Source organism: Vibrio sp. OPT24, assembly GCF_015163545.1.
GTDB classification, from domain to species: Bacteria; Pseudomonadota; Gammaproteobacteria; order Enterobacterales; family Vibrionaceae; genus Vibrio; species Vibrio cyclitrophicus.
This window is the reverse complement of sequence record NZ_JADDYI010000048.1, coordinates 129,065-155,930: the sequence shown is the minus strand read 5'-3', so window position 1 is coordinate 155,930 and position 26,866 is coordinate 129,065. Positions and strand designations below refer to the sequence as shown.

Here is a 26,866-nt window from a genome sequence, read left to right as displayed (position 1 = left end):
CCAAACTTATGTGTTTATTGATATGAATTGTTCAATTTACGAGCAATTAGATCCTGCTTGCAACAGTAATTACCACTATTTAACAAAGGTTAACCAGAATAATATTTTACACAACGAAAACAACGTGCGACAGAATTCAACATGTAACAATCATGAATTTAACAAATTTTCAGACCATGAAACCACGAAACATTTATTTAGCAGTCAAATATCACAACTTAGACGCATTTTTTCGATATAATAAACTAATTACTGTAGTGTCCGTTTTGCACCACACACTATAACGAAGCACTATAAATGCTCGAAATAACAAGAGGCTTTTATGAAGCAGAGTAAAACTCGTCTACCGAACCTATTGCAGGTATTCATCGCGTTAGGACTATTTCTATCCCTTGCTTTTTCCTTTACAGCAAAGCTTGACCTACCAATCCAACTTGCCTTGTACATTGGCTGGTTCATTATCATGGTTTTGGGTATTCGTCTTGGACACCAATACAAAGACTTAGAAAAAGCAGCACTCAAAGGAATATCCAATGGCTTAGGCGCGGTTTTAATACTTTTAGCCGTTGGCGCTCTTGTTGGTACTTGGATCTCTGGCGGGATCGTACCCACTATCATTTACTATGGTCTGAAAGCTATCCACCCTTCTATCTTCCTTTTAGCGACCATGATCATCTGTTCTCTGACTGCACTGGCGACCGGCACGTCATGGGGCGCTGCAGGTACAGCAGGTATAGCGATGATGGGTATCGGCCAAGGTCTAGGTGTTCCAGCACCGATTACTGCCGGTGCAGTGCTGTCAGGTTGTTATTTCGGTGACAAAATGTCTCCGCTTTCTGATTCAGTGATTTTGGCTTCTTCAATGTCTGGTGTTGAAGTAGTTGAACACATCAAGGGCATGCTTCCAGTTGCGTTAATCAGCTACGTGATTACAGGCATCATGTTTACTGCGTTTGGTTTCCACTACGCGGGTAACGTTGACATGAGCCAAGTTGATTCTGTAATCAAAGCGATGGAAGTTCAGTTCTACATCACGCCTTACTCATTCGTTCCGGTACTTATTGTGCTTGGTTTGTTGGCTTTCCGCATGCCTTCATTCCCAGTCATCAGTTTTGGTTCTCTGCTGGGTATTATCTGGGCAGTCATGATCCAAGAGATCGACTTCCTAACGGCATTCAACACTGCTTGGGCACCTTTCTCCATCTCATCTGGCGTAGAGTTCATTGATTCGATTCTTAACCGTGGCGGTATGTCTTCCATGCTGGGTTCGGTTGCGGTCATCGTATTTGGTCTAGGTTTCGGCGGCTTGCTGGATAAAGTGGGCGTACTAGAGACAATTGCTAAAGTGTTCGAGCGCCGAGTAAACAGCGCTGGCTCACTAGCAACTAGCACAATTGGTACGGCTTTCATGGGTAACGTGTTCGGTTCAGCAATGTATGTATCACTCATCCTTACGCCAAAAATCTGTGCGAAAAACTACGACCGTTTAGGCTACAAACGTAAGAACTTATCTCGTAATGCTGAGTTTGGTGGCACGCTGACCTCTGGCATGGTGCCTTGGAGTGACAATGGTATCTACATGGCGAGTATTCTAGGTGTCGCGACACTATCTTACGCACCATTCATGTGGTTAAGCTTCATCTGTATCATCGTGACTATCGTGACTTCTTACATGGGTTGGTTCGTTGATAAGTGTGAACCAACGGCACCTGCGTTTGAAGCTGAAGAGGCGACAGAGTTAAGTAAGCAACAGGCTTAAGTTTATGAGCTAATGCTTTAGGGCATAACTCAAAACGTTAATAGAGAAATGCAAAAAGAGCGCCCTAGAGCGCTCTTTTTTAACCTTCTAATTCATCTATTTACATGTTTACTATTTATTTATGGTTCGCTTACCCAACCAGTAACCGATTCCTAAAGGTGCAAAGAACACGACTAAGATAAACAGGATGAAGTAGATAACCACACCTTTGATTAACTCCATCAGCTTATCAATTGCAAGCACAACCACATCTTGAGAAACACGGTCTAGATCTTGAGTGAACAACTCTCTTTCTGATGCCACAATACCAGCAATTTCAATCCGCTCTTTCGCAACCATCTCTATCAGAGCTTCTCTCTCTCGTGTCACCATATTTTCTAGTGCCACGCGTTCATCGCTTAGTCTCTCTAATTTTTGGTCTGTCTTATCGCTCAAGTCATTCAGTAGCGGCTGCATTTCTGTCGACATAATCGAAGCTAGCGTTTGCATGTACTCAGGGTTATTTTCAATAAAGTCCTGCATGCTTGCTGATGTTTGACGAAGGCTTGCGAGCGTCATAGACAGGTCTTCACCCGTTAGCGAGCTATTCAGAGCGACTAACTCTGCTTTCCACGACATCAATTTTGGTGTTTGATCCGCCATCAAGCTTAAACGGTCTGACGCATCGTTCATCGCCTCTGGCATCGTTCCTAAGCTCTGAACGATTTGCGACTCGTCTTTCCCTAGGTAACTCAGCCATTCACGGTAAGCGGGTGTGCTTCTGAATGTGAGGTCTTTAAATGGGTGGCTAGCAACAAACTGCGCAACGAAATCTTTGCTCTGATCGAAATCGCTCGAGCTCAATACGCCTTTTGCGAGTTTCTTTACTTCTTGATCAAGAAAAATAGCGGTTTCTACCGCATCATTTGTCTCGAACAAATCAGCCCCTTGACTTTGAGCATAGAATTGATTCATTTGCGCAGTAAATACCCAAGAATCAATCAACGCTGACATCGGTGAAGTTTGGTAAGCCGCTTGTTGTAAGCCCTGCTCCGCATGGATCTTCCAAAGCAAAACATAGGATTGATGTAGGGTGTCATCGTCAGAGTAAGATTGCGCGATCAAGTCCGCGGAGCCTTCTACTCGTGTAAAAAACATCTTGGCGTATTCACGCGTCATAATTCGAGCGTTTAGCTCTTGCTGAGTGAGAGGTGTCGACTGACTGTCTAACTTAACTTCTAATAGAGAACAACCACTTAACGCAATGCTAAGCAACAATACCATCCAACTTCGACTCAACACTAGTAACATATAAACCTCTGACAAAGACTAAGGGCGCGGATTGTATGAGCACTTCGTCAGAGTATTGTCAAAATTTCTATGAAAGTTAATTCCGACTATCTAAATAATCTACAGCGGCGTCAACAGAAGCTTTTATTGCCAATTCTAATTCTTCTAAATCGTGCTCACTGATGGCTCTAGATTGTTTCATTGTCATTTCAACGCTCGCTGCAATAATGGCTAATCTCGATGCTTTGATACTACCAGCCACACCTTTCAAGCTATGCACAACACGCGCGGCAGAAGTTTCATCATTAACCAATAAAGATTTGAACTTCGTGTAATCATCAGCATGGTCTTGTACAAAAACTCCAAGCAGCAATTCTACAGATTCAGCGTCACCATCGAGCGTTTCTAACATATCTTCGATATCAATCGCAGGTTTTGAATCGGTCACACTAGCGATATGTTTCCCGGCCATCGACACTTCTTCCAGATTTTGTGAGCTTGTAACACTTGCTGTTAATACATTTTTGTCTAAATTAACACTTGGAATTGTTGGATTAGCGCTTTGAACTTTTAGATTAGAGCTCTGTTGTGATTGCGGTTCTGAGTGTGGGTTAAGTGACGCTTTTCTCTTAGTGTGTGTGTTATTGTTAGATTGTTTGAGGCTCGGAGAAATCGCATTGTCTTTAGACTTTTGAAACACGTGCTCTTCTTCACCAGAAAGCGATATAAAGTCTTTGTTATCAGATTCGTCCTCAGTGTCTAGTCCCAAATTTTCCGCTGATTCTTGCACGACCATTTTTGAGCGAACACATAATAAGACTAGCGCTATCATAGCGACCAAACTCAAGCCTAACATCACAACCAAAAGGTTGAATTGACGATCATGAAATTCAGCTTCGAGTTTAATGATCTGCTCATTAACCGAGTTTTTCTTAATTTTATCGACCAAATAATGGAGCTTAGCGTAATCACCTAATAAGGCTGAAGCATCCACCAACAGTTGTTGGATTGCGTCTTGCTCTTCAGTTTTTAATGAGTAAGATTTTTTTAGAATAGAGTCAAAGGCTCGATAGGTGGCTGATGAGCTTTGACTATCGGAATACATAGCTTCAAAGACAACAACACCAAATTCGTTCATCAGAGGTTTTAATTCAGAAGAAAGATTATTATCTGCACGCATTGCTTTAACCGTATCAACAATATCTTGAACCTGACTTTCGATTGGAATGAACTCGTCAAACTTCTCTAAAAACTGATCGGCTACGTAAAGCAGTTGATTTACATCAGGGCGAAACAAGGCATGTTGGAAATCAGACTCAATCTGCAATCGGATCGAGTAAACAAGTTGTGCATCAAGTGCTAAATCATTAATTCGAGACACTCGCAGCGGTTCAGAGAAATAAAGCGATTGCCTCAATTCATTGACGCGAATACCAAGTTCTTCAATTTGAGCGAGAGAAGTAGTGTAAGAACGGCTTAAATTCAGAAGGGTCAATGAAGGCAATAGCCACAGAGCCAAGAGCACAACCAAGAAAGTGGTTGGTTTTTTAAAGCGACTGGGCTTTGCTACTGATTGTTCCATCTATATTCCTTGTGCGTGTCGTCGATAAGCCATTATCCTGGCTAAGAATACCAAGCACAAAACAAGCGACAGCATCCTGCTGTCGCTTTTCACCATTAACTCAGGACTATGACTTATTGCGAGTCAGTTGGTCACGTAAGTTAGGTGGTGTGCCTTTAATGGTTAGTGTGTCAGTCTCTGGATCGTAAAAGATACGTTCACCAAGAAGTAGACTATCAAAACTAACATTCAAACCGCCACCAGCACCAACAAATTTTGTTAGTTTACGCATAGTTGCGCGATCAGCTGGAAAACTTTCTTCTAACTCGTAGCCTTGCTCACTAGTATAGTCAAAGAAGCTTGTGCCATCAGTGCTCGCTGGCAGTTCTCCAGAAAGCTCACGAACTTGAACCTCATCACCCGCTTTTAGCTGTTCGTTACAGTAATCCGCAACTTGCTTTTTGTAGCTGATCGCCTCTTCTTTCTCTAACTTAGAGTCAGAAACAAAATCTTCTACCGCTTGCATCAATACCTGGTTTTGTTGCTTGGCGTCTAAACCCACTTCAGCTTGTAGAAAATCTAAGAAAAAATCTGCGACTTTACGACCAATACGCCCCTTTATATAAGTAAGGTAACGGTTTGACTCTTTGTCTGTATCGTATGTTGAAAGATCAAGGCGTGCCACGATGTCCATCTTTGAAATATCAAGATAGTCAGTCGCGCTAATGTCGAGACCTTCTGTGACTTTCAAACTTTGGTTCGAAGGCAGTAAGCCAATGAAAAGGTAGTCTGTTGCCAGTGATTGATATTCAGCTAACACCAACGTGCCTTCATCAGCAAATGGATACTTTGAAAGTTCATCTTTTAGACGTAGAGCACTTTTTTGAGAGAAATCATAGAAACTTTGCTCCCCAGCTCGAAATTCATGCAACGACTGCTGGAATTCGCTGTCGGATTTGAAAGAACCAAACCCTTTGCCTGCTTTTGAGTTGAACACGCGGTGAAGCTCAGCCACTAGGCTTTCAGATGAAGCATCGTTCTCTAGAGATTCAGCACGATAGTTAACAATCAGCTCTTCCTGATCGTTCTTGCTTAGTTGGTGTAAAATTACGTTGGAAAGGTGAAGGCTCATAGTGAAAATATTACCGTTCAGGTTTCAGTTGTCATGCATAGTAGGTTATCATAAGCCGCTTTTACTATCATTATTAGAGTCCTTATGCCGATTATATCTAAATACACAGATGCACAAGTTGAAAAAATCCTAGCTGAAGTGGGTGCTGTTCTATCTAAGCACAAAGCTTCACCAGAACTTTCACTGATGATCGCTGGAAATATCGCAACCAATGTCTTAAATCAGAACGTTGCTGCTTCACAACGCAAAGGAATTGCTGAAAAATTTGCCGAGGCTTTAATTTCTTCTCTTGAAGATAAAAAGTCTCACTAAATTTGATTGACGGATAAAAGAATTATAAATGGTAGACAGCGCAAACTCATATAGCGATCGTGTATCTCGACTGGTTGGTTGGGGTCATTGGTTTGCATTTTTCAACATCATTGCGGCGATGTTGATCGGTACTCGTTATATTACTCAATCGGCTTGGCCTGAAACCCTATTGGGTCAGTTTTATTTAGCTGCATCGTGGGTTGGTCATTTTGGCTTTTTAGTCTTCGCTCTCTATCTATTAGTGCTGTTCCCACTCACTTTTATTCTTCCGTCGAGGAAGTTACTACGTTTGGTTGCCGTTTGCTTCGCGACCATAGGTTTAACTGTCCTGTTAATTGATACCCAAACGTATCAAAATATAAACCTCCACCTGACACCTGTCGTGTGGGAGGTTTTATTCAGTGGCGAGGAATCTGCATTCACTTCTGATTTGCAGCACCTGTTCATTGTTATGCCGCTCATCTTCTTATTACAGCTAGGCCTATCTGAATGGGTTTGGCGTAAGCAACGTAAACTGTCTCATAAGCACATCGGCCGACCAATTACGGCAGTGTTCTTTTTGTGTTTCATCAGTAGCCACCTAACTTATATGTGGGCTGATGCGTTTTTCTATAATCCAATTACAAGCCAAAAAGCCAACTTCCCACTGTCTTACCCTATGACAGCGAAAAGCTTTATGGAAAAACATGGCCTACTAGACCGTGAAGAGTACCTCCAGCGCTTAGAAGAGAACAAAGAAAACGTAAATCTAGTTAGCTACCCGCTAGAAAAGATTCAATACAATCGACGCAGTGATGATCTCAACATCCTGATGGTCAGCGTAAATAACCTGCGTTCTGATGCGCTAAACGCTGCAGCAATGCCAAACAGCTACGCTTTCTCTCAACAAGCAATCAACTTTACTAACCATTACAGTTCTAGTAATGACATGTTTGGTATTTTTGGCTTGTTCTATGGGCTGCCAAGTAGCTACTCAAGCAGCATCCGAGCTCAAGGCTCAAATGCCGTACTGTTCGATGTTTTAGACAATCATAATTATAAGTTCGCAGCATTCAGTGGCGATAATTTCGACGATCCACTTTACTCGGAAATCATTTTCCGTGGTCGTGATGTTATGCCAGAGCAAGCAACTTATGATGACCAAAGTGCTATCCAAGCTTGGTCTGATTGGGTGCAATCACCAGACACTAAGGGTCCTTGGTTCAACTTTATTGAGCTAACGACACTCGACAACTTTTCGAATTACGATGCAAGCTCTGATCCTGCGTTAAGTACTGAAGAGCGCTTTGCGGCCGATTACAAAAAATCAGCACAAGCAGCCGATAGCCAGTTAGCGACTATTTACGCGGAATTAGAACGCCTAGAGCTTAGCGATAATACTGTAGTGGTCATCACTTCGAATCACGGTACTGAATTTAACGAAACCAAGACAAACAGCTGGGGTGCAAACTCGAACTACAGTCGCTATCAGTTGCAGGTTCCTTTAGTTATCAGCTGGCCAGGTAAGTCTCCCTCTGAGTACACACATCGTTCAAGTCACTTAGATGTGTCTGTCACATTGATGCAAGAACTACTGGGTGTGTCTTCAAACCCAACAGACTTCAGCAGCGGTCGCAGCCTGTTTGATGAGCGTAAGAGAAAATGGATACTAGCGGGCGATTCTCGTGAATTGGCGCTTGTTACCGACAAGCAAACAACAGTGCTCGACAAGTTTGGCAACTATAAACTGTACGACCAGGATTATAAGCGCTTAAAAGACGTAAGCCCGCGCTTACCAGTGTTGATGCAAGGCCTAACTGAGCTACAGCGTTTCTACACAAAAAATGACTAAATGATCATCAATTAAAAAAGGGAAGCCAACGGCTTCCCTTTTTTATTGCCATCAATGATTAGAAAACAAGCAACAAAACAAAATTATGTAAATTAAGGGTTTACAAGATCCTCCGCCCCTTATATTATTCACGCCACTGGAGGGATGGCTGAGTGGTCGAAAGCACCGGTCTTGAAAACCGGCAACCGTTAATAGCGGTTCTAGGGTTCAAATCCCTATCCCTCCACCACATTAAAGAAAGCCGCTGAGAAATCAGCGGCTTTTTTGCATCTGAAGTTTATGCCCAAACTTGCAAGCCTTCGCCCTAATCATTTGAAAATCTCAAGCTTCAAGTTCTCGCTATATTTATTCTCCTCCCCTAAGTTCCACCCATCGTGGTAAATAACTGATCACTCTAGCGAATGAAGAAACTCGATAACTGCGTTAGGGCTTTTGATTGCAAATACTCGCTTATCAGGAATAAACTGAACTTTTCATCGAAAATAACGCGCAAAAAATTACCAATAGAAATAAAAATATTAAAAAGCGTTCATAAAAAAAGCAGTCAGTTGGTAAGGGTATTTACAAGCGAAAGCCAGCCTTATATTATACGCGCCATTGGAGGGATGGCTGAGTGGTCGAAAGCACCGGTCTTGAAAACCGGCAACCGTTAATAGCGGTTCTAGGGTTCAAATCCCTATCCCTCCACCACATTAAAAAAAGCCGCTGAGAAATCAGCGGCTTTTTTGTATCTAAGGTTTATGTATCTAAGTTGAAGCTTATGCACTCAACTTATCAAGCCTGTGCATCAAGCAACTTTTCTGCTCACTTCAAAGCGTCCGATTAATTGATCCAATCGGCTTAACGCATTCCCCATTAAAGACACTCTACGTGCTAATTGTTTAGTAGAGAGTTGCAAGTCAGATATAGACCGTTGTGCCTTATCGGCAGTTTGCCCATTCTGCTGACTATTTTCATCTAGGTTAGACATCGTGGTAAAGAGCTCAGAAACCGCCGCTTGAATTTGTTCACTGCGAGCGTTTGAGTCTACTGTTAAGTTTCCTTTACTCACATTCTCAACGCCTTGCTCCATAGACTCAACAGCACTACGAGACTTACTATGTAGCTCTTTCATTAGGTCACTAATATGATTAGCGGCTTGGGATGTCCGGTCAGCCAGAGTTCTGACTTCAGATGCGACGACAGAGAATCCTCTCCCGTGTTCACCCGCTCTTGCCGACTCGATGGCCGCATTCAAGGCTAAAAGATTAGTCTGCGCGGTAATGTCAGTAATGATGTCTATAATGTCAGTAATGATGTCTATAATGTCAGACACTTTGGACATTTCATTATTCACCTCATTAACACTGTTCGCTGAGCTTTCTACGATATTCCGAACAATCTCCATACCTTCGACAGACTGATTGTATTCCTCTTCCGCATTAAGAACAGCTTGCTTCATTACCACATCCATTTGCGTTGCCGATACAGTCGCATGGGTAATTTCACTCTGTTGATACTGACTCAATTGCAGCATATTACTTAACGCCTGTGATGCCTCGTCGCTAGTTTGGCTCATTACCACACTGCGGCGGAACATAGACTCTGAAACTTCTCTGACTTCATGACTAGCATGAACCAACTCACTAACCGTATTATCCAAATTATCGATAAAACTGTTGGTCCAACGCCCCAAATTACCAAGTTCATTATGACTGAATGTGGTTGGGTCGAGTCTCCGACTTAAATTGCCATCGCCTTCCGCTAAGGTTTGCATTACCCCTGTCATCTCATGAACTTTATCCGCTAACGGTTTGGCGCTGATCCATCTGAATAGGCCTAAGCTCACTATTGCGCAAGCGAACATAAGGCCACTTTGTAAGTAAGGCGAAAGTGAATAAAGGTTGGAGAGCAATAGCGGAATAAAGATGGGTAACGACATACACCCGATAAAATGCTTAGATAGGGTATAACTCAAGCTTCGGTCTCTATAGACTTCTTCCAAATCGGATTCACACATCATCCCAAAGGTGTCTGGAGATCCGTCCAGCTGAAATGTAAGCCCTTTTCCAATAACTGGTATATGACGGTAGTCTGAATAACCGGGGTATCCAACAAACAGGTTGCTCCCATTTTCAATGGTTTCCCTGACCCCCGGATGAAGTTGATTAGTGGCCGGATCGGTAAAGCGAATTTCGAACTCAGTGTGTTGTTGAATCTTGACCGTTCCCCAGTCAGTACTGATTCCTTGCTTTAAATTCTCACCATGAGAAAAAGTGTTATCTTCAAAACGAGAACGAGATAGTGCAACACCTGGTTGAATATGTGGATCATGAATCGAGTCCACCATAAAGATATAGTTATCACCCGACTCACTGTAGATATGCCCAGCTTCTCGTTGAATGATATCGCTAATCACATCATTGGGCACTCTGCCACACAAGAACTGCTGTGTGTTATCGTCTCGAGAGAACGGCACATAAAACATCAATGTGACTTGGTCATGAAACGAAGAGCTTGATGCTCCTACATTCAAAGTGCGCGAGTCCATATACGGCCCGTGTAGATAGCGCTGCTTTGCATTTGATATTGCTTTTTTATCTCCGATAGCAATACCGACATGCTCTTGAAAACTCGAAGCTTGTGCGATGCCTTTGCCATCAATGATCGCCAACTCAGAAAAATCCGAACTGCGTTTGAGCAGGCTCGCTAACGTATCCTCAGCTTGCTCTTCATTTCGACTCGCTAAATAAACAGCAGAGTCCTCTAGGAAATCCCATTGATTCTTGACCCAATTGTGAAGCAGTTTAACGCGAGTGTGAGCGATGCTTTCAAATGCTTGCTCAAGCTCTCTTGTTCTACTTCGATTTAGAAAACAGGCTCTTCGCATTGCCAGTTTACCTGTCACACCAAACCAATTAAGCCAACTGCGTTCCTTGTCCGTCAGGTTCATTTACATCCCTTGTATTTTTTATAGACACAGAGGATAAGCAATTTATAGACCATAAATAGTCGCAAAAATAAGTAACTATCTAATAAGAAAGTACTTTATTTAAGCCAAACTGGTGCAATTCCATGTCTTTTTTGGTGCAGGTGAGAACCATTATGGTGCAAGGGGTTTTTAGATAGCCGGTTTCTTTAATAGGTTTTTGGGGGACGTTTAACCATAAATTTCATAAGCTGCTTTCAATAATTGCATGTGAATAGGAACCAGATCTTGATGCTGAGTCCGATATCCACCACCAACCACACACGCCATAGGAATAGACTCTAATTTTGCGAGACTGACCATCAAACAGTCGCGCTCAAATATCCCTTGTGTCGAGACATTCAAATAGCCCAGCTCATCGTCTTGGTGAATATCAATGCCCGCATCATAAACGATCAGATCAGGTTGGTGATGAGCAATAGCCAACTTGGTAACTTGTTCGAAACAGCGCAGAAACTCTTCATCTCCGGTTTCACGGCTTAATGGCACATCCAAATCGGATAGCGGTTTACGTGCAGGAAAGTTTTTATCGCAATGGAACGATAGAGTAATAATATCGTCATTCTCTTGGCATAGAGTCGCTGTACCATCACCATGATGAACATCGCTGTCGACGATAAGCACTTTATCGATATGTTCAAAGGTCAGCGCATGTTTTGCCGCTAACACCAGATCGTTCAACAAACAAAAGCCGCTACCAAAATCATGGTGTGCGTGATGATAACCACCACTCAAATGAATCGCGAAACCACTCTCTATCGCCATTTCAGCGGCCAAGCAAGTTCCACCGCTTGAGTAGAGTGTTCTCTCAATAAGTTGTTCACTCCACGGGAAACCGATGCGTCTCATTTTCGCCGCGGGCAAATTACCTGAAATAAGCAAATCCACATACTCACTATCGTGAACCTGTTTTACCTGTTCAACCGAAACTGGCATTGGTTGGAAGACTTCAAACTGACTCTTCCATAGAGGATCGCTATCCATTAGTGCTTCAACAGCACCGTGTAACAACTGATATTTGTTGATTGGGTAGCGGTGCCCTTCTGGCAAAGGTAACTGCGAATAAATTGGGTGGTAAATTAAAGGAATCATAATCAGACTAATTGCGTATTTTTATCAAAATCATAACAGCATCAGACTTGGCGACAACCCCAAATAATGATAACAATTATCATTACCTAGAATTATATTCAAAGACCACTATGAAAAACGTAATACTCCTCTTTGGGGTGATCTGCAGGTCCATAGCATCAGTAATGATTTTGTGGAAATGATGATGGCCAGTTGGTGGACCGTTGCTTTTCTTGTGTTAAGCAATCAAACTTAACTAATTGAACTGAAAGGAATCACCATGAGCGTTATTTTTATTACTGGAGCGAACCGCGGCATTGGCTTAAGCCTGACTCAACAATACTTGAAAGGTAATCACAAGGTGTACGCAACTTACCGTGACGCCTCTTCAGCCAAAGGCCTGATCTCACTTGCAGACCACAACACCAACCTAACCTGCATTCAGTTAGAAATAACCGATTACCAAGCGGTGAGCCAACTTCCCTCTCAAATTCCTGCGATCGATATATTGATTAACAATGCTGGCTACTACGGGCCAAAAGGCTACGGTCTGGGCAATACCGATGTTGAAGAGTGGCGCCGTGTTTTTGAAGTCAACACCATTGCGCCATTGAAGCTTGTCGAAACGCTATTACCTGTTCTAGAAAACAGTGACGTGAAAAAGGTCGCTTGCTTGTCTTCTCGAGTGGGCAGCATGACAGAAAACACCTCTGGCGGCGGCTACATCTATCGTTCCTCTAAAGCCGCGCTAAACTCCGTGGTGAAGAGCTTAAGCAACGACTTAACCAATAACGGCTTCACTGTATTAGCACTGCATCCAGGCTGGGTACAGACAGAAATGGGCGGGCCGAATGCTCTGATCGACACTGACATTTCTGCTTCTGGCCTTATTGAAGTCATCGAGTCAGCGAATACCGAAGTCAGTGGTCACTTCTTCAATTTCGATGGCAGCGAAATCGACTGGTAACCCACAGATGAATGTAGGCCCTCTCTCAAACCTAGTAAAGCACTCAGCGCTGTTTTGTCTGACGGTAATACTAGCTGGCTGCTTCAGTGATGGCCCCGGAGACTTATTCGACGACTACCAAACCAAGATAGCCAGAGTACAAGATGTTGACGAGATAAAAGAGGAATGGGAATTTGAAAACCTACCGAGAAAAAGAGAACTGTTGATTGACGTGCCATCGCTTTCTATCGGTCTCATCGACAGTTACCAGCTTCGTCAGTGTGGATTGTTCAACCTGATTGCAGAAAGAAACTCCGTACTTGGAAAAGTAGCCGACGAGTTTCGCAATTATGATTATCAAGTCGCCCTACTTGCAGGTGTTGGGAAATGTTTATCCGGTAGAGAATTAGACTCTGAGGTCGTAGAACTACTCAAAGAAATCGAGCAGCAAAAACTCGCACAATTTCCACTGCACCAATGGAATCTCATCTATGCAAGCGATGCCATGCAATCACAAATGCGTGGTAGTCAGTGGTTACGTGCAGATGTCGGCGATCAGGTACGACAAACCAGTGATGCATTAGGACATATCAATCAAGCGTTAAACACATCGCTCGTTTCGGGCAAAACCATTGAGGTTCAAGAAGTATTAGAGAAGAGTTCGACCCTTGGGGATTTGTATTACTCACTCGCTCGTGCATCGGTTGAGCTTGATACCATCACCAAACAACTCACTACTTTCGATGACAGTATAATCTGTGGTAAACAACGAGACACCACTAAGTTTCGCTATCTCAACAATGTGTTCGAGCAGCAATATATAGGCAAAGTTCAGCCCTACATGGCGCAGCTGGATGGCTACTATCAGCAGTTAGCCCCGCAACTAGGGATGTTTGACGCGCAACCTGAACTGCACAATTATTACTTTCCCATTCAAGATGCACATCAGGCCTTTCGATCATCAACTCGTCGCCACGTGGACTATTGGCAGCAGCTGTTTAAGCGCTGCGGACGAAAGGTCGGGCGCTAATCCTAACCTCAATAAGTCTTAGCTTTTAGTGCCCTTCCTAGCGTAAGTCCCTTTTTTAGCATACGTACCTTTGTTAGCAGAAGACTTCGCACCACCGCCTTTGCGACGTTTAAAAGCCGGTCTTTCGACTTTAGGAAGATGACGCAGAGACTCAGGAACTTCGCCTGTTTTTACCTTGCCCATCAAACCATCAATCTTGCTTTCTAGCGCTTGCATGAAAGGTTGATACGCTTGATTTCGTTCAGCCATGCCTTGCAACTGATGCTCCCAGTGAGCTGTCATGTCGGGAAAGGTCGAGTCCTCAGGTAAAGCATGAATCAAACCTCTGCCCGCAGGGCTACTATGAATGCTCTTACCTTGGCGCGTTAGCAGTTGCCTTTTGAATAGAGTATCTAAAATGCCCGCACGGGTTGCTTCTGTGCCAAGGCCGTCGGTCTCTTTCAAAATGGCTTTAAGGTCTTTGTTCGCGACAAAGCGCGCGATACCTGTCATCGCTTGTAGCAAGGTCGCTTCCGTGAAGTGTTTTGGCGGCTCGGTTTTCTTATCGCCAATCACACCTTCACGACACGTCAACACAGAACCTTTATCTAGCGGTGGAACCGCATCAGTTCCATCCCCCTTCTCTTCGGTATCTGTTTTACCCATCAACGCCTTCCAACCAGGGTTAATAAGCTGACGCCCTTTCGCAATGAACACGCCACCAGCAATATCAAAGACTAACTTGGCATCGGCAAAAATAGCAGGTGGGTAGAATTGCATTAGATACTGACGAGCGATTTGCTGATAGATCTTCATCTCATTGGCAGATAGGCCGTTCACCGATGACTTTTTCGGAGTAGGAATTATCGCGTGGTGAGCGTCGACCTTGCTGTCGTTCCATGCTTTGGATTTAAGAGAAAGGTCCGCACCTTGAGCACCACTTTGCAGCTCTTTCGCATTGTTAGCGATAGCATCCACGACCGACTCTCGTTGTGAGTAGTGATCTTTCGGTAAATAGCGGCTATCAGAACGCGGGTAAGTGATGAGTTTGTGTTTCTCGTACAACGACTGACACGTATCTAACACCTGCTGAGCACTCATACCAAAACGCTTAGACGCATCAATCTGCAGTGCTGACAGCGAATAAGGCAGTGGGGCAGCTTGTTTACTTTGTTTTTGCTCTGATTCCGTTACCGTCGCGGGTTGATTCGCAATTCGGTTAGCCACGTTCTCAACCAGCTTTCGATTGAGCACTCGGCCTTCTTCATCTTGCCATGGTTTACATGCTTCGCTTGGTTTCCAACGCGCTCGAATATCAAAGCTCTGGCCGTTGTTTTGATAAGGGATCAAAGCGTGCAGAGTGAAGTAATCTTTAGGAATGAAATTCTCAATTTCTTCATCACGTCTTACAACCAAACCAAGTACTGGCGTTTGCACTCGCCCTACCGACAACACGCCTTGGTAACCCGCCTTTTGACCCAGCAAGGTGTAAGCTCGGGTCATGTTCATGCCATACAGCCAATCGGCTCTAGAGCGTGCTAAAGCAGAAATAGACAGTGGAATAAAGTCTCGGTTACTGCGCATTTGAGAGAGCGCACGCTTTACCGCTGGTAAGTTCAAATCGCTGATCAGCAGCCTGTCCATCGACTCTTTCTTGGCCTTGGATACCTTGCAATAGTCGATCACTTCATCGACTAGCAGTTGCCCTTCTCTATCTGGGTCACCCGCATGGACAATTTGTGTGGCGTCTTTCAATAGCTTTCGGATCACCGTAAGCTGTTTGCTTGAAGTCTTACGCGGTCTCAGTTGCCATTGCTCTGGCACAATAGGCAGATCAGCTAAGTTCCACTTCTTATAACGGTCATCATAAGCATCCGGTTCAACCTGTTCCAATAAGTGTCCAATGCACCAAGTCACCACGTCCCCATTTCCACATTTGATAAACCCTTGGTCTTTCTTCTGTGGATTCGGTAATGCGGCGGCAATCGCGCGGCCTAGGCTTGGTTTTTCAGCAATGATAAGACGAGACATGTTTTTCCAGGTGCTACAAACAATTAGGGCCACATTATCTAATGTGGCCCTAATAAATCAAGGAAAACTGGTTGTTTATACAGTTAGTATTCCACTATTCAGCTTCAACGTACTCTATAAGAACTCGACGAACTTTGAGAATTCACGCTCTGGCACTTTCATTGGCGTACAGCCCGGAGTACCCAAATATAAAAAACCAACAATTTCGTCATCACCTTCCATGCCAAATGCTTGGTGAACTTCTGGATGGAACATCCATTTCCCTGAACGCCAAAAACCTTGGAAACCTTGCGCGACAGCGGCCATTTGCATTGCTTGTGCAGCGCAACCCGCAGACAGGTGTTGTTCGAACGCTGGCACTTTTTCGTGCTCAGTTACCTTTGCGATGATTGTGATCACCATTGGAGCTCGAAACGGCGCTTTCTTTACTTTCTCAATCACCGCTTCTTCGCTTTGGTCAGCTTGTGCTGCACGAACTAAAATGTCAGAGAGTTTTTGTAAACCTGAACCTTGCGCGATAACAAAACGCCAAGGTGTCAATGCACCATGGTCTGGAGCTCGTAAGCCCGCTTTGATGATATTTTCTAACGCGGCACCTTCAGGTGCTGGATCAGAGAGTTTGGCGATTGAGCGTCTGTTGAGCAATAGATCCAAAGCATCCATTTGAAGTCCTTACTAATTCTTTATTATTTATATACTTGAACTGTAGCATAAAATGCAAACGATAATAAATCTCAACGACAGTCCATTTGAAATAATAGTTAGTGCTACTAGAAACAATAAAGGCTCCTAAATCTGTGACTTAGGAGCCTTATTTACCTTTCAATCTACAGCGAGTTGAGCAAAGTCATTCAACTGTTTTCTAAAGCTTAATAGCCAACTCTACACCTTGGCGAATTGCACGCACCGCGTCCAGTTCACCTGCATAATCAGCACCGCCTATCACGTGCAGTTTGCCGCCAAACTCTTGCCACATGTCTTCGAATGGACGAACAGAAACTTGCCCCGCACATACAATAACGGAATCGGCATCGAGTACCTGCTCTTTCTTACCAACGCTGATGTGCAGACCTTGGTCGTCAATCTTGCTGTAGCTCACGCCGCCAAGTAAGTTAACACCACGTTTTTCCAATGTGCGTTTATGAATCCAACCTGTAGTCTTACCCGGACCTTTACCGACACGACCTGCTTTACGTTGCATCACCCAAACGGTCTTATCGCTAAATGAATCAGGATAAGGGTAAAGCCCACCTGGGTGCTCCATATTCTTATCAATGCCCCACTCATGTAGCCAGTCGTCCAAGCTGTGAGAAGTCGGCTCGGTCAGCATAGTTGCCACATCAATACCAATGCCACCAGCACCAACAATTGCGACTTTTTCGCCTACTGGTGTCTTTTCGCGAATCAAGGTTTGATAGTCGACTACGTTTTCTTGATCGATGCCTTCAATATCAAGCTTTCTTGGTTCAACACCAGCAGCCATCACAACTTCATCGTACTTCAACAGCATTTCAAACGTTGCTTCAGTATCAAGTTTCAGATTCACGCCTGAAGCATCAATTTGGTTAGCAAAGTAACGAATGGTTTCTCTGAACTCTTCTTTACCCGGAATCTGCATTGCCAATCTGAATTGGCCGCCGATACGGTCGTTTTTCTCAATCAAGTCAACCTTATGTCCACGTTGTGCCAAGGTCGTAGCACAAGCTAAACCAGCAGGTCCAGCACCAACAACAGCAATCGTTTTGGTCGCTTCGGCAGGCTGAACAATAATTTCAGTTTCATAACAAGCACGTGGGTTAACTAAACAACTCGCTCTTTTACCTTTAAACACGTTATCAAGGCAGGCTTGATTACAGCCGATACAAGTATTAATAAAACGCGCTTGATCTTGAGCGGCCTTATTGACGAAGTCTGGATCAGCCAAGAAAGGACGAGCCATGGAGACCATATCCGCCTGCCCGGAACTGAGAATGCGTTCTGCTTCTTCAGGCGTATTAATTCGGTTACAGGTAATCACCGGAATAGAAACGTGAGGTTTTACTTTTTCCGTCACCCATGAAAATGCGCCTCTTGGCACTTGTGTCGCGATGGTCGGAATACGAGCTTCATGCCAACCGATGCCGGTGTTGATAATGGTGACACCCGCTTCTTCGAGTTTTTGAGCCAACAGCACAACATCTTCAAAGGTACTGCCTTGCTCAACCAAATCCAGCATCGACAGTCTAAAAATAATAATGAAATCATCACCAACCGCTTCACGAATCGATTTGACTACCTCTAACGGGAAGCGCATGCGTTTTTCATACGAGCCACCCCATTCATCGTAACGCATATTGGTACGCTTACAGATGAATTGGTTAATCAGGTACCCCTCAGAACCCATGATCTCAATGCCATCATAGCCAGCAACTTGCGCCAACTCAGCACTATTGGCAAAGGCACCAATGGTCTTTTTAATTTGGCGAGGGCTCATCTCACTCGGTGCAAACTTAGCGATCGGCGCTTTAATGCCAGAAGCACTCTGCGCGAAGGGGTGCATTGCATAGCGACCAGCATGCAACAACTGAAGAGCAATTTTACCACCATGCTTATGTACGGCTTCAGTAACAACTTGGTGCGCTCTAGCGTGCTTAACTTTACTAAATTCAGCACTGAATGGGGTTAATCTGCCACGTAAATTAGGAGAGAAACCACCGGTAACAATAAGGCCAACGCCTCCTTTTGCTCGCTCTTCATAAAATGCGGCGAGTTTGTGCAGGCCTTCTTTATTTTCTTCTAAACCTGTGTGCATTGATCCCATCAATACACGGTTACGTAACTGAGTAAATCCAAGATCGAGTGGTTCAAGTAAATGTGGGTACATGGCAGACATCACTTCTATTATTTTATCCTTGTGGTCTGACCACATTATAGTTCAATCACCAAAATTTCAAACAACCGTTTACATTTTTGTAACACCGATCATAATGCAGACCGCATTAATCGTTCAACACCCCCTAATATGACTACACTTAATGAGAATATATATCGATTAACAATTCTTGGTGTAGTTTGAGCTAGGGAATTATCGTAGGATACTAAGCAGTTCATATTATTGAGATTAATAGTACTGCTGCTTGTTAAAGCGACGTGATCTCACTGCGGAGACAGAATGAAAAAAATATTCAAATTTATAGGCATGATCTTTAAAGGGATTTGGAAGCTCATCACGTTTGTGCGTCTTGCGCTTGTTAACCTCTTCTTTTTACTCAGTATCGCCATCATCTACTTTGTGTACTTTCACTCAGATACGACTCAACCGACAGTCCCACAACAATCGGCTCTAGTGCTTAACCTTTCTGGTCCGATTGTCGAACAAAGTCGCTACATTAACCCAATGGATTCCGTAACAGGTTCATTACTGGGTAAAGACCTTCCAAAAGAGAACGTCCTGTTTGATATCGTTAAAACGATTCGCTATGCCAAAGATGATGATAACGTCACCGGTATCGTTCTTGCGCTCAGAGAATTGCCAGAAACCAACCTAACTAAACTTCGTTACATTGCTAAAGCGCTAAATGAATTTAAGGCAACGGGTAAACCTATTTATGCAGTGGGTGATTTTTACAACCAAAGCCAATATTACTTAGCCAGCTACGCCGATAAGGTCTTCCTATCACCAGACGGTGGTGTGCTCCTTAAAGGTTACAGCGCTTACTCACTTTACTACAAAAGCTTATTAGAGAAGCTAGACGTGAACACACATGTGTTCCGTGTGGGTACTTATAAGTCTGCAATAGAACCTTTCATTCGCGACGATATGTCGGATGCTGCCAAAGAGTCCGCTTCTCGTTGGTTAAGCCAACTATGGGGAGCCTATGTTGATGACGTGAGCAACAACCGTCAGATCGATGCTAAAACGCTGAACCCAAGCATGGACTCTTTCTTAAAAGACCTTGAATCAGTAGATGGCGATATTGCAAAACTGGCAGAGAAGTTAGGGTTAGTCGACGAACTAGCAACTCGCCAGCAAGTTCGACTTGAGCTTGCTGATGTATTCGGTAGTGATGGTCAAGACAGCTACAACGCACTTGGCTACTACGAGTACCGAACAACCATGCTTCCTGATCTAACAAGCGAGTCACACGATGTTGCGGTGATTGTTGCCAGCGGCGCGATTATGGATGGTAAACAACCACGTGGTACGGTTGGTGGTGATACAACTGCAGCCCTACTTCGCCAAGCGCGCAACGACGATCAAGTGAAAGCGGTAGTACTTAGAGTAGATAGCCCAGGTGGCAGTGCATTTGCTTCAGAAGTGATCCGCAATGAAATAGAAGCGATCAAACAAGCAGGTAAGCCAGTCGTCGTTTCGATGTCTAGCCTTGCTGCTTCTGGTGGTTACTGGATCTCAATGGGCGCAGACAAGATCCTAGCTCAACCAACCACGCTGACCGGTTCGATTGGTATCTTCAGCGTCATCACAACTTTCGAGAAAGGCTTGAATGACATTGGCGTTTATACTGACGGTGTTGGAACTTCACCTTTCTCTGGCCTAGGTATAACCACCGGATTAAGCGACGGTGCGAAGGATGCATTCCAAATGGGTATTGAAAATGGTTACCGCCGTTTCATCAGCTTGGTTGGAGAAAATCGAGGTATAGAAGTTGATGCTGTCGACAAGATCGCTCAAGGCCGAGTATGGACAGGTCAAGATGCGATGCAAAAAGGACTCGTGGATGAAATCGGTGATTTTGACGATGCAATCGCGGCAGCAGCTTCACTAGCAGACCTTGAAACCTACAACATCTACTGGGTAGAAGAGCCACTCTCTGCCACTGAACAATTTATTCAAGAATTTATGAATCAAGTTCAGATGTCGATAGGCCTAGATATCCAATCGATGATACCGAGCAGTTTACGACCTGTTACTCAGCAGTTAGCCCAAGATAGCCAGTTGTTAGGCAACTTTAACGACCCACAAGGCCGATATGCTTTTTGCTTAAACTGCCAAGTTCAATAAGTTAAACCAATAACTCAATAATCAAGAGGCGCCTCTGTGTAAGGCGCCTCTTTTTATTGCATGATAATTCGCTATAATCGCCTCCCTGTTCCCTATATCACACTAAGTATTAATCGCCATGGAAAGAAAACACATCTATATCGCGTATACCGGCGGCACAATTGGCATGCAGAAGTCTATTGATCACGGCTATGTTCCTGTCGCTGGTTTTATGGATAAGCAGCTAGCAGGTATGCCAGAGTTTCATCGTCCAGAGATGCCTGAATACACCATTCATGAATACTCTCCATTGATGGATTCTTCCGATATGACGCCACTTGATTGGCAAACTATCGCTGATGATATTCGCGCGAACTACGATAAGTACGATGGTTTCGTTATCCTGCATGGTACAGACACTATGGCTTACACGGCTTCGGCGCTGTCTTTCATGCTTGAAAACCTAGGCAAACCTGTGATTGTTACGGGCTCTCAGATCCCACTAGCTGAGCTTCGTTCAGATGGACAAGCAAACCTGCTGAATGCGTTACACCTTGCAGCTAACTACCCTATCAATGAAGTAACCCTGTTCTTCAACAACAAGTTGATGCGCGGTAACCGCAGTACAAAATCACATGCAGATGGCTTCAATGCCTTTACGTCGCCAAACCTAAGCCCATTGCTTGAAGCAGGTATTAATATCCAGCTTAGCAATAACGTAAAAGTCAACGAACAACCTGAAGGAGCTTTCAAGGTTCATAACATTACGCCGCAACCCATCGGCGTAATCACTATGTATCCAGGCATCTCACATGAAGTAATCCGCAACACGCTGCTACAGCCTGTTAACGCGATGATCCTACTGACTTTTGGTGTCGGTAATGCACCACAAAATCCAGAGCTGCTTCAGCATCTGAAAGATGCGTCAGAGCGTGGTGTGATTGTGGTGAATCTAACGCAATGTTTGGCAGGTAAAGTCAACATGGGCGGTTACGCAACAGGATGTGCACTTGCAGAAGCTGGCGTAGTTAGTGGCTTTGATATGACGCCAGAAGCGGCGTTGGCTAAGCTACACTACTTATTAAGCCAAAACCTAAGCTATGAAGAAGTGAAGGCTCAGATGCTACAAGTGCTTCGTGGTGAGATGAGCTTATAAGCTTGTTTTGCTGTGGATTGAGCCAAGATCTTCGTGTTGGTAATAAGTTTCATGGTTCACAATAGGTTTCATGGTTAACAATAGGTTTCGTAGTCAATAGGAGCTTTCGTCGTTAACAGGAGCTTTCATCATACAAAGAAAGCTCCGCGAGAGCATGAACCTTCAATGGGTTCAAAAGTATTTAACGTGAGCTAAATCGTTTAACTGCTTATAAATAAGCGGCTTAAAATTAAAAGGGGTGGCACAGTGCCACCCCTTTGTTGTAATTTAGCTTAGTGATTCGGGTTGACCCTAACAATATCTTCTTGGTCTGACTTAAACTGTTTTTTCAGTTCAGACTTAGATTTAAAGCTAATTTCACCACCAGCTGCAATTGTCATATGTTGAGCTTCAGAGTTATGTTTAGATTGGTATAACATCACCGCCTGCATACACGAGTCGCGCTGTTCTTTTGAGAGCGCCGTACCTTCTGGCCATTTACCTGTTTCAACAGCGTAGGTTAAACGTTCGTAGACTTCGGGAGTCATTGCGCTAAGAAGTTGTTCTGCATCCATGGTAAAAAGCCTTAGTTTTAACAATTTTCACCAGAAAATAACCCGTAACGAAATTGAGTCAAGAACCTGACCGAAAATAAGTGTATTTGATCACAAGTGAAGGAATATGAAAATTATGAAATGGTTGGCGGTTGGCATATTGCCTTTCACTCTGGTTGGGTGCCTTGAAGGAAACAAAAACACGGATCAGCTATGCCAAAGTAACCCAACGTTACAATGTGAGCTGCTGAACATGAACGACGGACAATGTCGTGTTGCACGTACCGACCTCATATGGCATCGATTTGAAGTTCAAAAACAACCAACCGAAACCAATAAGATTAAAGAATTCGAGTTAGTCACTGCATATAAAAAGTGTTTAGAACTTGCCGCACAGATCGAGACCATTGACCAATCCCAACTTCAAGAACGTCGCTTTACGGCATTAATGCACAGTATTGAAGAGTCAGAACGAATCGTTAGTGAGCTATCTCAATCAGACACACCAGAAACACTCTACTTCTTATGGTCACAAACTGGTGATACTAATGCAAGACGCAGCTTCTTACAGTTAGAAGGAACTGAAGCATTAAATACGGCGGAGATGCAATATGCTCTAGCGACTTTCTATACCACGAGAGATCATGCCAAGACATTGAAGCTACTCAATAATGCGCTAACCTTGTCGAATAACTCGGTTGTTAATACTGAGATATTTAAGTCCATGGCTAGCATCAATCACAGCTTAGGCCATAGAGAAAAGGCGTACGTATGGGCAATGGTAGCCAAAGAGTTTGATGTGCCGATTGCTTCTGAAGCGGAGTTGGCCGTTCTCTATAACTTCGACGCCCCAAGATACAAGCAGTTAAATAAAGACGCAGACAAAATTGTCGAAGCCATTGAAGATGGGGTTTACAGCCCTTCGGTCGTCCCTAATTACTGATCGAACACTTATTGATTTCTAACCTAGACTTCCTATTCATCAGCCTAAAAAAACAGCTACCTTTCTGGTAGCTGTTTTTATTTGTACTAGAATTAATTCTGAAATCTTGGGCAGTTCAGTATTCCTAAATCGGCAAATGTAATCTGTAAGGATTAAACAATAGTTACAAGTTATTTCGTAATTTTGTCATTTTTGTTGAAAATTAACGACACTGAATTAACACAGAAGCGCTCTCCAGTTGTCTGTGGGCCATCAGGGAAAACGTGACCTAAATGGCTATCACAAGCAGTACAACGGATCTCTACACGCTTCATTCCGTGACTTAGATCTTCTATATAGCGTACCGCTTCATCATTCACTGGGGCGTCAAAACTAGGCCATCCACACCCAGAGTCATATTTGTTATCCGACAGAAACAAAGGGCTTTCACAGCATGTGCAGCTATAGACACCCGTCTTCTGATTATGCAGTAACTTACCGCTATAAGGGGCTTCAGTTCCACGTAGACGACACACTTCAAATTCATCGTCTGATAGGCGTTCACGCCAGTATTCATCAGGCTTTAACATATTTCCTTCCTTTTGAATCACGTTAATATCTCTCCACATTCTCATTTATTATATTTACTTTTTACCATAAAGGCTTGCATATGAGTCGTTTTGTAGCACATACTTTCTCACCAGGAAACATTGTACATATACACTCATAAGTGAATCATCATTTAGGGGTATTTTACCCAACTGGAAGGGTACAGAGCCACTCGCAATGGTCAATTTTCAACCACTTACACCCAATTGTTAAGAAAAGCGTCGCTTTTTTTTGACATTAAACAAGTTAAGTCGGATTATCTATTGCAGATGTATACTGGATTCTGTAATTTTACTACCAGTTATCTTTAATCAGAAATTAAGTTGTGGAGCAACTACAATGACTATCAAAGTAGGTATTAACGGTTTTGGCCGTATCGGCCGTTTCGTATTCCGCGCAGCTCAAGAGCGTGCAGACATCGAAGTAGTAGGTATTAACGATCTAATCGACGTAGAGTACATGGCATACATGCTTAAGTACGACTCAACTCACGGCCGTTTCAACGGTACTGTTGAAGTTGAAGGCGGTAACCTAATCGTTAACGGTAAAACTGTACGTGTTACAGCTGAGCGTAACCCAGAAGACCTTAAGTGGGATGCTATCGAAGTAGACGTAGTTGCTGAAGCAACTGGTCTTTTCCTAACTGATGAGACCGCACGTAAGCACATCACTGCTGGCGCTAAGAAAGTAGTTCTTACTGGTCCTTCTAAAGATGCAACTCCAATGTTCGTAATGGGCGTTAACCAAGCATCTTACGCTGGTCAAGACATCGTTTCTAACGCTTCTTGTACTACTAACTGTCTTGCACCTATCGCTAAAGTACTTAACGATAAGTGGGGCATTGAGTCTGGTCTTATGACTACAGTTCACGCTACTACAGCAACTCAAAAAACTGTAGATGGTCCTTCTGCTAAAGACTGGCGCGGTGGCCGTGGTGCTTCTCAAAACATCATCCCATCTTCAACTGGTGCTGCTAAAGCTGTAGGCGTTGTTCTTCCAGAACTAAACGGCCTTCTAACTGGTATGGCTTTCCGTGTACCAACTGCTAACGTATCTGTAGTTGACCTAACTGTTAACCTAAAAGAAGCTGCATCTTACGAAGAAATTTGTGCTGCAATGAAAGAAGCTTCTGAAGGCGAAATGGCTGGCGTTCTTGGTTACACTGAAGACCAAGTAGTATCACAAGATTTCATCGGTGAAGTTCAAACTTCAGTATTCGATGCTAAAGCTGGTGTTGCTCTAACTGACAAATTCGTTAAAGTTGTATCTTGGTACGACAACGAAATCGGTTACTCAAACAAAGTTCTAGACCTAATCGCTCACATCTCTAAGTAATTTCTTTTTAGAAATCGCTTTAGACAAGCATTAGCGAAGACTTTCATTGAGAAAGACTTTGAAAAAGGCGACCTTAGTGTCGCCTTTTTAATACCTGCTATATTTTGAGCGTCTTTTGAATGAAGTTGATTAAAAAACAACGAAGTTCAATTCTAATACTGTCTGAGCTTGTTACTCGTCATATCACAAGCATCACTCTAGTCAGCATTTGAATTCAATTTCCTTAGAAGGATCATGTAATGGATTTATCTACTCTACCCACACTGACTGTACTTTCTGACAACGTGACTATCGTAGAACACGAAGGCGTAAAACTAGTTCGCGTTATCCACGATAAAGCAAACGCAGCCATTTCATTGTTTGGCGGCCATGTCGTGTCATTCCAACCACAAGGCCAAGAAGACCTAATTTGGATGAGTCAACAAGCTAAGTTTGATGGCAAAACGGCTCTACGTGGCGGTATTCCGGTATGTTGGCCTTGGTTTGGTCGCATTGCAGCACCTGCTCATGGTTTTGCACGTTCAAGCGAATGGCAATTAGTTGAGCACCGTGAAAGCGAAGCGGGTGTGATAGTAAGCTTAGGTCTAAAGCCAAACGAAGAGACGTTAACTGTCTGGCCTCATCAATTCGATGCTCGTTTGAATGTTGAAATCGGCGAGCAACTAAAAGTGACCTTGGATGTGAAGAACACTGATTCTCAGCCATGGACTTTCTCTGGTGCGCTGCACTCTTACCTAAACGTTGGAAATATTCACAACACAACCACGACAGGTATGGGCGCTGAATACATTGATAGCCTACAAGGTGGTAAGATCTGCCAAGGTGGTTCTGAGCTTGTCCTGACTGACACCATCGATCGTGTTTACACACAACCAGAAGCGCAAATTTTTGTTGCTGACAAAAAATTGGATCGCACTTTAACGGTTGAGAACCACGGTCATAACTCTGCTGTATTATGGAACCCGTGGGCTGAAGGCGCTGCGAGTATGGGCGATATGCAAGACGACGGTTACCTCACTATGATGTGTGTAGAATCAACGCTGCATGCACCAAGCCTAGAAGCAGGTAAAACGTTACAGCCAGGCGAGAGCCACCAACTGATTACGGTTATCTCTTCGAATTAAGCGTCTAGCTAATTCGAAGAAAAAACAATAAATGCAGCCTTCACAAGCTGCATTTTTTATTGTCTACAATCTCACCACTCCCCAGAGCAATGGCATGTATCCAATAAGGAGTAGCGTATATCCTGAAAAGTCATAGCGCATAGCCACAACAGCCTTCCTCGTATTGGTTCAAATCAACACCAGATCACCATTTATCAGTTTAATTTATAAAAATAACCATCAATTCATTAATTATTATCAATCCATGCCGATAAATAAGTTCTTATGATATAAAACTCAATAGTAAAACCAAATCTAACAACACCTAAATGAAGACA

19 protein-coding genes, 2 tRNA genes and 2 pseudogenes are annotated in these 26,866 nt (G+C 43.6%); 12 read left to right on the top strand and 11 right to left on the bottom strand.

Annotated elements, in window-relative coordinates; translation table 11 throughout:
• Positions 1 to 322 precede the first annotated feature (322 nt).
• Positions 323 to 1,759 (top strand): Na+/H+ antiporter NhaC, encoded by a 1,437-nt coding sequence (nhaC, locus tag IQO02_RS10545; RefSeq protein WP_016769064.1) that lies wholly within the window; start codon positions 323 to 325, stop codon positions 1,757 to 1,759.
• A 111-nt stretch (positions 1,760 to 1,870) separates the two neighbouring features.
• Here the strand turns inward: nhaC and IQO02_RS10540 are convergent, their stop codons facing one another.
• The 4 genes and pseudogenes from IQO02_RS10540 to yejK all read right to left on the bottom strand — a co-directional run bounded on the left by IQO02_RS10540 (position 1,871) and on the right by yejK (position 5,721).
• Complete coding sequence (locus tag IQO02_RS10540; RefSeq protein ID WP_010437093.1) at positions 1,871 to 3,049, bottom strand: DHH family phosphoesterase; 1,179 nt, start codon at positions 3,047 to 3,049, stop codon at positions 1,871 to 1,873.
• 76 nt (positions 3,050 to 3,125) lie between these two features.
• A pseudogene (locus IQO02_RS22570) lies at positions 3,126 to 3,497 on the bottom strand (Hpt domain-containing protein); the annotation flags it as partial.
• A gap of 326 nt (positions 3,498 to 3,823) precedes the next feature.
• Positions 3,824 to 4,610: pseudogene (locus tag IQO02_RS22565) on the bottom strand (Hpt domain-containing protein); the annotation flags it as partial.
• A gap of 106 nt (positions 4,611 to 4,716) precedes the next feature.
• On the bottom strand, positions 4,717 to 5,721 hold the full coding sequence (yejK, locus tag IQO02_RS10530; RefSeq protein ID WP_016792779.1) for a nucleoid-associated protein YejK: 1,005 nt from the start codon (positions 5,719 to 5,721) through the stop codon (positions 4,717 to 4,719).
• 84 nt (positions 5,722 to 5,805) lie between these two features.
• Here yejK and IQO02_RS10525 point away from each other — a divergent pair, with 84 nt between their 5' ends.
• The 4 genes from IQO02_RS10525 to IQO02_RS10510 all read left to right on the top strand — a co-directional run bounded on the left by IQO02_RS10525 (position 5,806) and on the right by IQO02_RS10510 (position 8,554).
• The gene (locus tag IQO02_RS10525; protein ID WP_010437090.1) at positions 5,806 to 6,033 is read left to right on the top strand and encodes a YejL family protein; all 228 of its coding nucleotides are present in this window, start codon (positions 5,806 to 5,808) and stop codon (positions 6,031 to 6,033) included.
• Between the two features lie 28 nt (positions 6,034 to 6,061).
• On the top strand, positions 6,062 to 7,864 hold the full coding sequence (locus tag IQO02_RS10520) for a DUF3413 domain-containing protein (RefSeq protein WP_010437089.1): 1,803 nt from the start codon (positions 6,062 to 6,064) through the stop codon (positions 7,862 to 7,864).
• Positions 7,865 to 8,002: 138 nt separating this feature from the next.
• A tRNA-Ser gene (locus IQO02_RS10515) sits at positions 8,003 to 8,093 on the top strand.
• 370 nt (positions 8,094 to 8,463) lie between these two features.
• Positions 8,464 to 8,554, top strand: a tRNA-Ser gene (locus IQO02_RS10510).
• Between the two features lie 97 nt (positions 8,555 to 8,651).
• Here the strand turns inward: IQO02_RS10510 and IQO02_RS10505 are convergent.
• Together IQO02_RS10505 and IQO02_RS10500 are read right to left on the bottom strand one after the other, a co-directional pair.
• A complete protein-coding gene (locus IQO02_RS10505; RefSeq protein ID WP_193838535.1) occupies positions 8,652 to 10,796 on the bottom strand; it encodes a methyl-accepting chemotaxis protein in 2,145 nt (714 codons plus the stop codon).
• 207 nt (positions 10,797 to 11,003) lie between these two features.
• A complete protein-coding gene (locus IQO02_RS10500) occupies positions 11,004 to 11,924 on the bottom strand; it encodes a histone deacetylase (RefSeq protein ID WP_010437086.1) in 921 nt (306 codons plus the stop codon).
• A gap of 259 nt (positions 11,925 to 12,183) precedes the next feature.
• Between IQO02_RS10500 and IQO02_RS10495 the strand changes: the two genes are divergently transcribed.
• Complete coding sequence (locus tag IQO02_RS10495) at positions 12,184 to 12,870, top strand: SDR family oxidoreductase (RefSeq protein WP_016792778.1); 687 nt, start codon at positions 12,184 to 12,186, stop codon at positions 12,868 to 12,870.
• A complete protein-coding gene (locus IQO02_RS10490) occupies positions 12,848 to 13,879 on the top strand; it encodes a DUF3080 domain-containing protein (RefSeq protein WP_016792777.1) in 1,032 nt (343 codons plus the stop codon). The genes IQO02_RS10495 and IQO02_RS10490 overlap by 23 nt, the downstream gene beginning before the upstream one ends.
• An 18-nt stretch (positions 13,880 to 13,897) precedes the next feature.
• Here the strand turns inward: IQO02_RS10490 and IQO02_RS10485 are convergent, their stop codons facing one another.
• From IQO02_RS10485 to IQO02_RS10475, 3 genes are all read right to left on the bottom strand, one after another.
• On the bottom strand, positions 13,898 to 15,889 hold the full coding sequence (locus tag IQO02_RS10485) for a DNA topoisomerase III (RefSeq protein WP_016792776.1): 1,992 nt from the start codon (positions 15,887 to 15,889) through the stop codon (positions 13,898 to 13,900).
• A gap of 114 nt (positions 15,890 to 16,003) precedes the next feature.
• Entirely contained in the window at positions 16,004 to 16,552 is a 549-nt protein-coding gene (locus tag IQO02_RS10480; RefSeq protein WP_016769080.1) for an NAD(P)H nitroreductase, read from the bottom strand.
• Positions 16,553 to 16,751: 199 nt separating this feature from the next.
• Positions 16,752 to 18,761: an NADPH-dependent 2,4-dienoyl-CoA reductase gene (locus tag IQO02_RS10475; RefSeq protein WP_016769081.1), complete on the bottom strand. Its 2,010-nt coding sequence runs from the start codon at positions 18,759 to 18,761 to the stop codon at positions 16,752 to 16,754.
• Positions 18,762 to 19,040: 279 nt separating this feature from the next.
• Between IQO02_RS10475 and sppA the strand changes: the two genes are divergently transcribed.
• Together sppA and ansA are read left to right on the top strand one after the other, a co-directional pair.
• Positions 19,041 to 20,891: a signal peptide peptidase SppA gene (gene sppA, locus IQO02_RS10470; protein ID WP_010437076.1), complete on the top strand. Its 1,851-nt coding sequence runs from the start codon at positions 19,041 to 19,043 to the stop codon at positions 20,889 to 20,891.
• A gap of 118 nt (positions 20,892 to 21,009) precedes the next feature.
• The gene (gene ansA / locus IQO02_RS10465; RefSeq protein ID WP_010437068.1) at positions 21,010 to 22,026 is read left to right on the top strand and encodes an asparaginase; all 1,017 of its coding nucleotides are present in this window, start codon (positions 21,010 to 21,012) and stop codon (positions 22,024 to 22,026) included.
• 272 nt (positions 22,027 to 22,298) lie between these two features.
• Here the strand turns inward: ansA and IQO02_RS10460 are convergent, their stop codons facing one another.
• Positions 22,299 to 22,580: a YeaC family protein gene (locus IQO02_RS10460; RefSeq protein ID WP_010437067.1), complete on the bottom strand. Its 282-nt coding sequence runs from the start codon at positions 22,578 to 22,580 to the stop codon at positions 22,299 to 22,301.
• A gap of 115 nt (positions 22,581 to 22,695) precedes the next feature.
• Between IQO02_RS10460 and IQO02_RS10455 the strand changes: the two genes are divergently transcribed.
• Positions 22,696 to 23,502 carry a DUF2989 domain-containing protein gene (locus IQO02_RS10455; protein WP_010437066.1) on the top strand — a complete coding sequence of 269 codons (807 nt, stop codon included), beginning with the start codon at positions 22,696 to 22,698 and terminating at the stop codon, positions 23,500 to 23,502.
• Positions 23,503 to 23,672: 170 nt separating this feature from the next.
• Here the strand turns inward: IQO02_RS10455 and msrB are convergent, their stop codons facing one another.
• Positions 23,673 to 24,071: a peptide-methionine (R)-S-oxide reductase MsrB gene (gene msrB, locus IQO02_RS10450; protein ID WP_010437061.1), complete on the bottom strand. Its 399-nt coding sequence runs from the start codon at positions 24,069 to 24,071 to the stop codon at positions 23,673 to 23,675.
• Between the two features lie 358 nt (positions 24,072 to 24,429).
• On the opposite strand from msrB, the gene gap reads away from it, so the two are divergent.
• Both gap and IQO02_RS10440 read left to right on the top strand, forming a co-directional pair.
• Positions 24,430 to 25,425, top strand: coding sequence for a type I glyceraldehyde-3-phosphate dehydrogenase (gap, locus tag IQO02_RS10445; protein ID WP_009848658.1), 996 nt, complete (start codon positions 24,430 to 24,432; stop codon positions 25,423 to 25,425).
• Positions 25,426 to 25,664: 239 nt separating this feature from the next.
• Positions 25,665 to 26,549: a D-hexose-6-phosphate mutarotase gene (locus IQO02_RS10440; RefSeq protein ID WP_016769082.1), complete on the top strand. Its 885-nt coding sequence runs from the start codon at positions 25,665 to 25,667 to the stop codon at positions 26,547 to 26,549.
• The last annotated feature ends 317 nt before the right edge of the window (positions 26,550 to 26,866 follow it).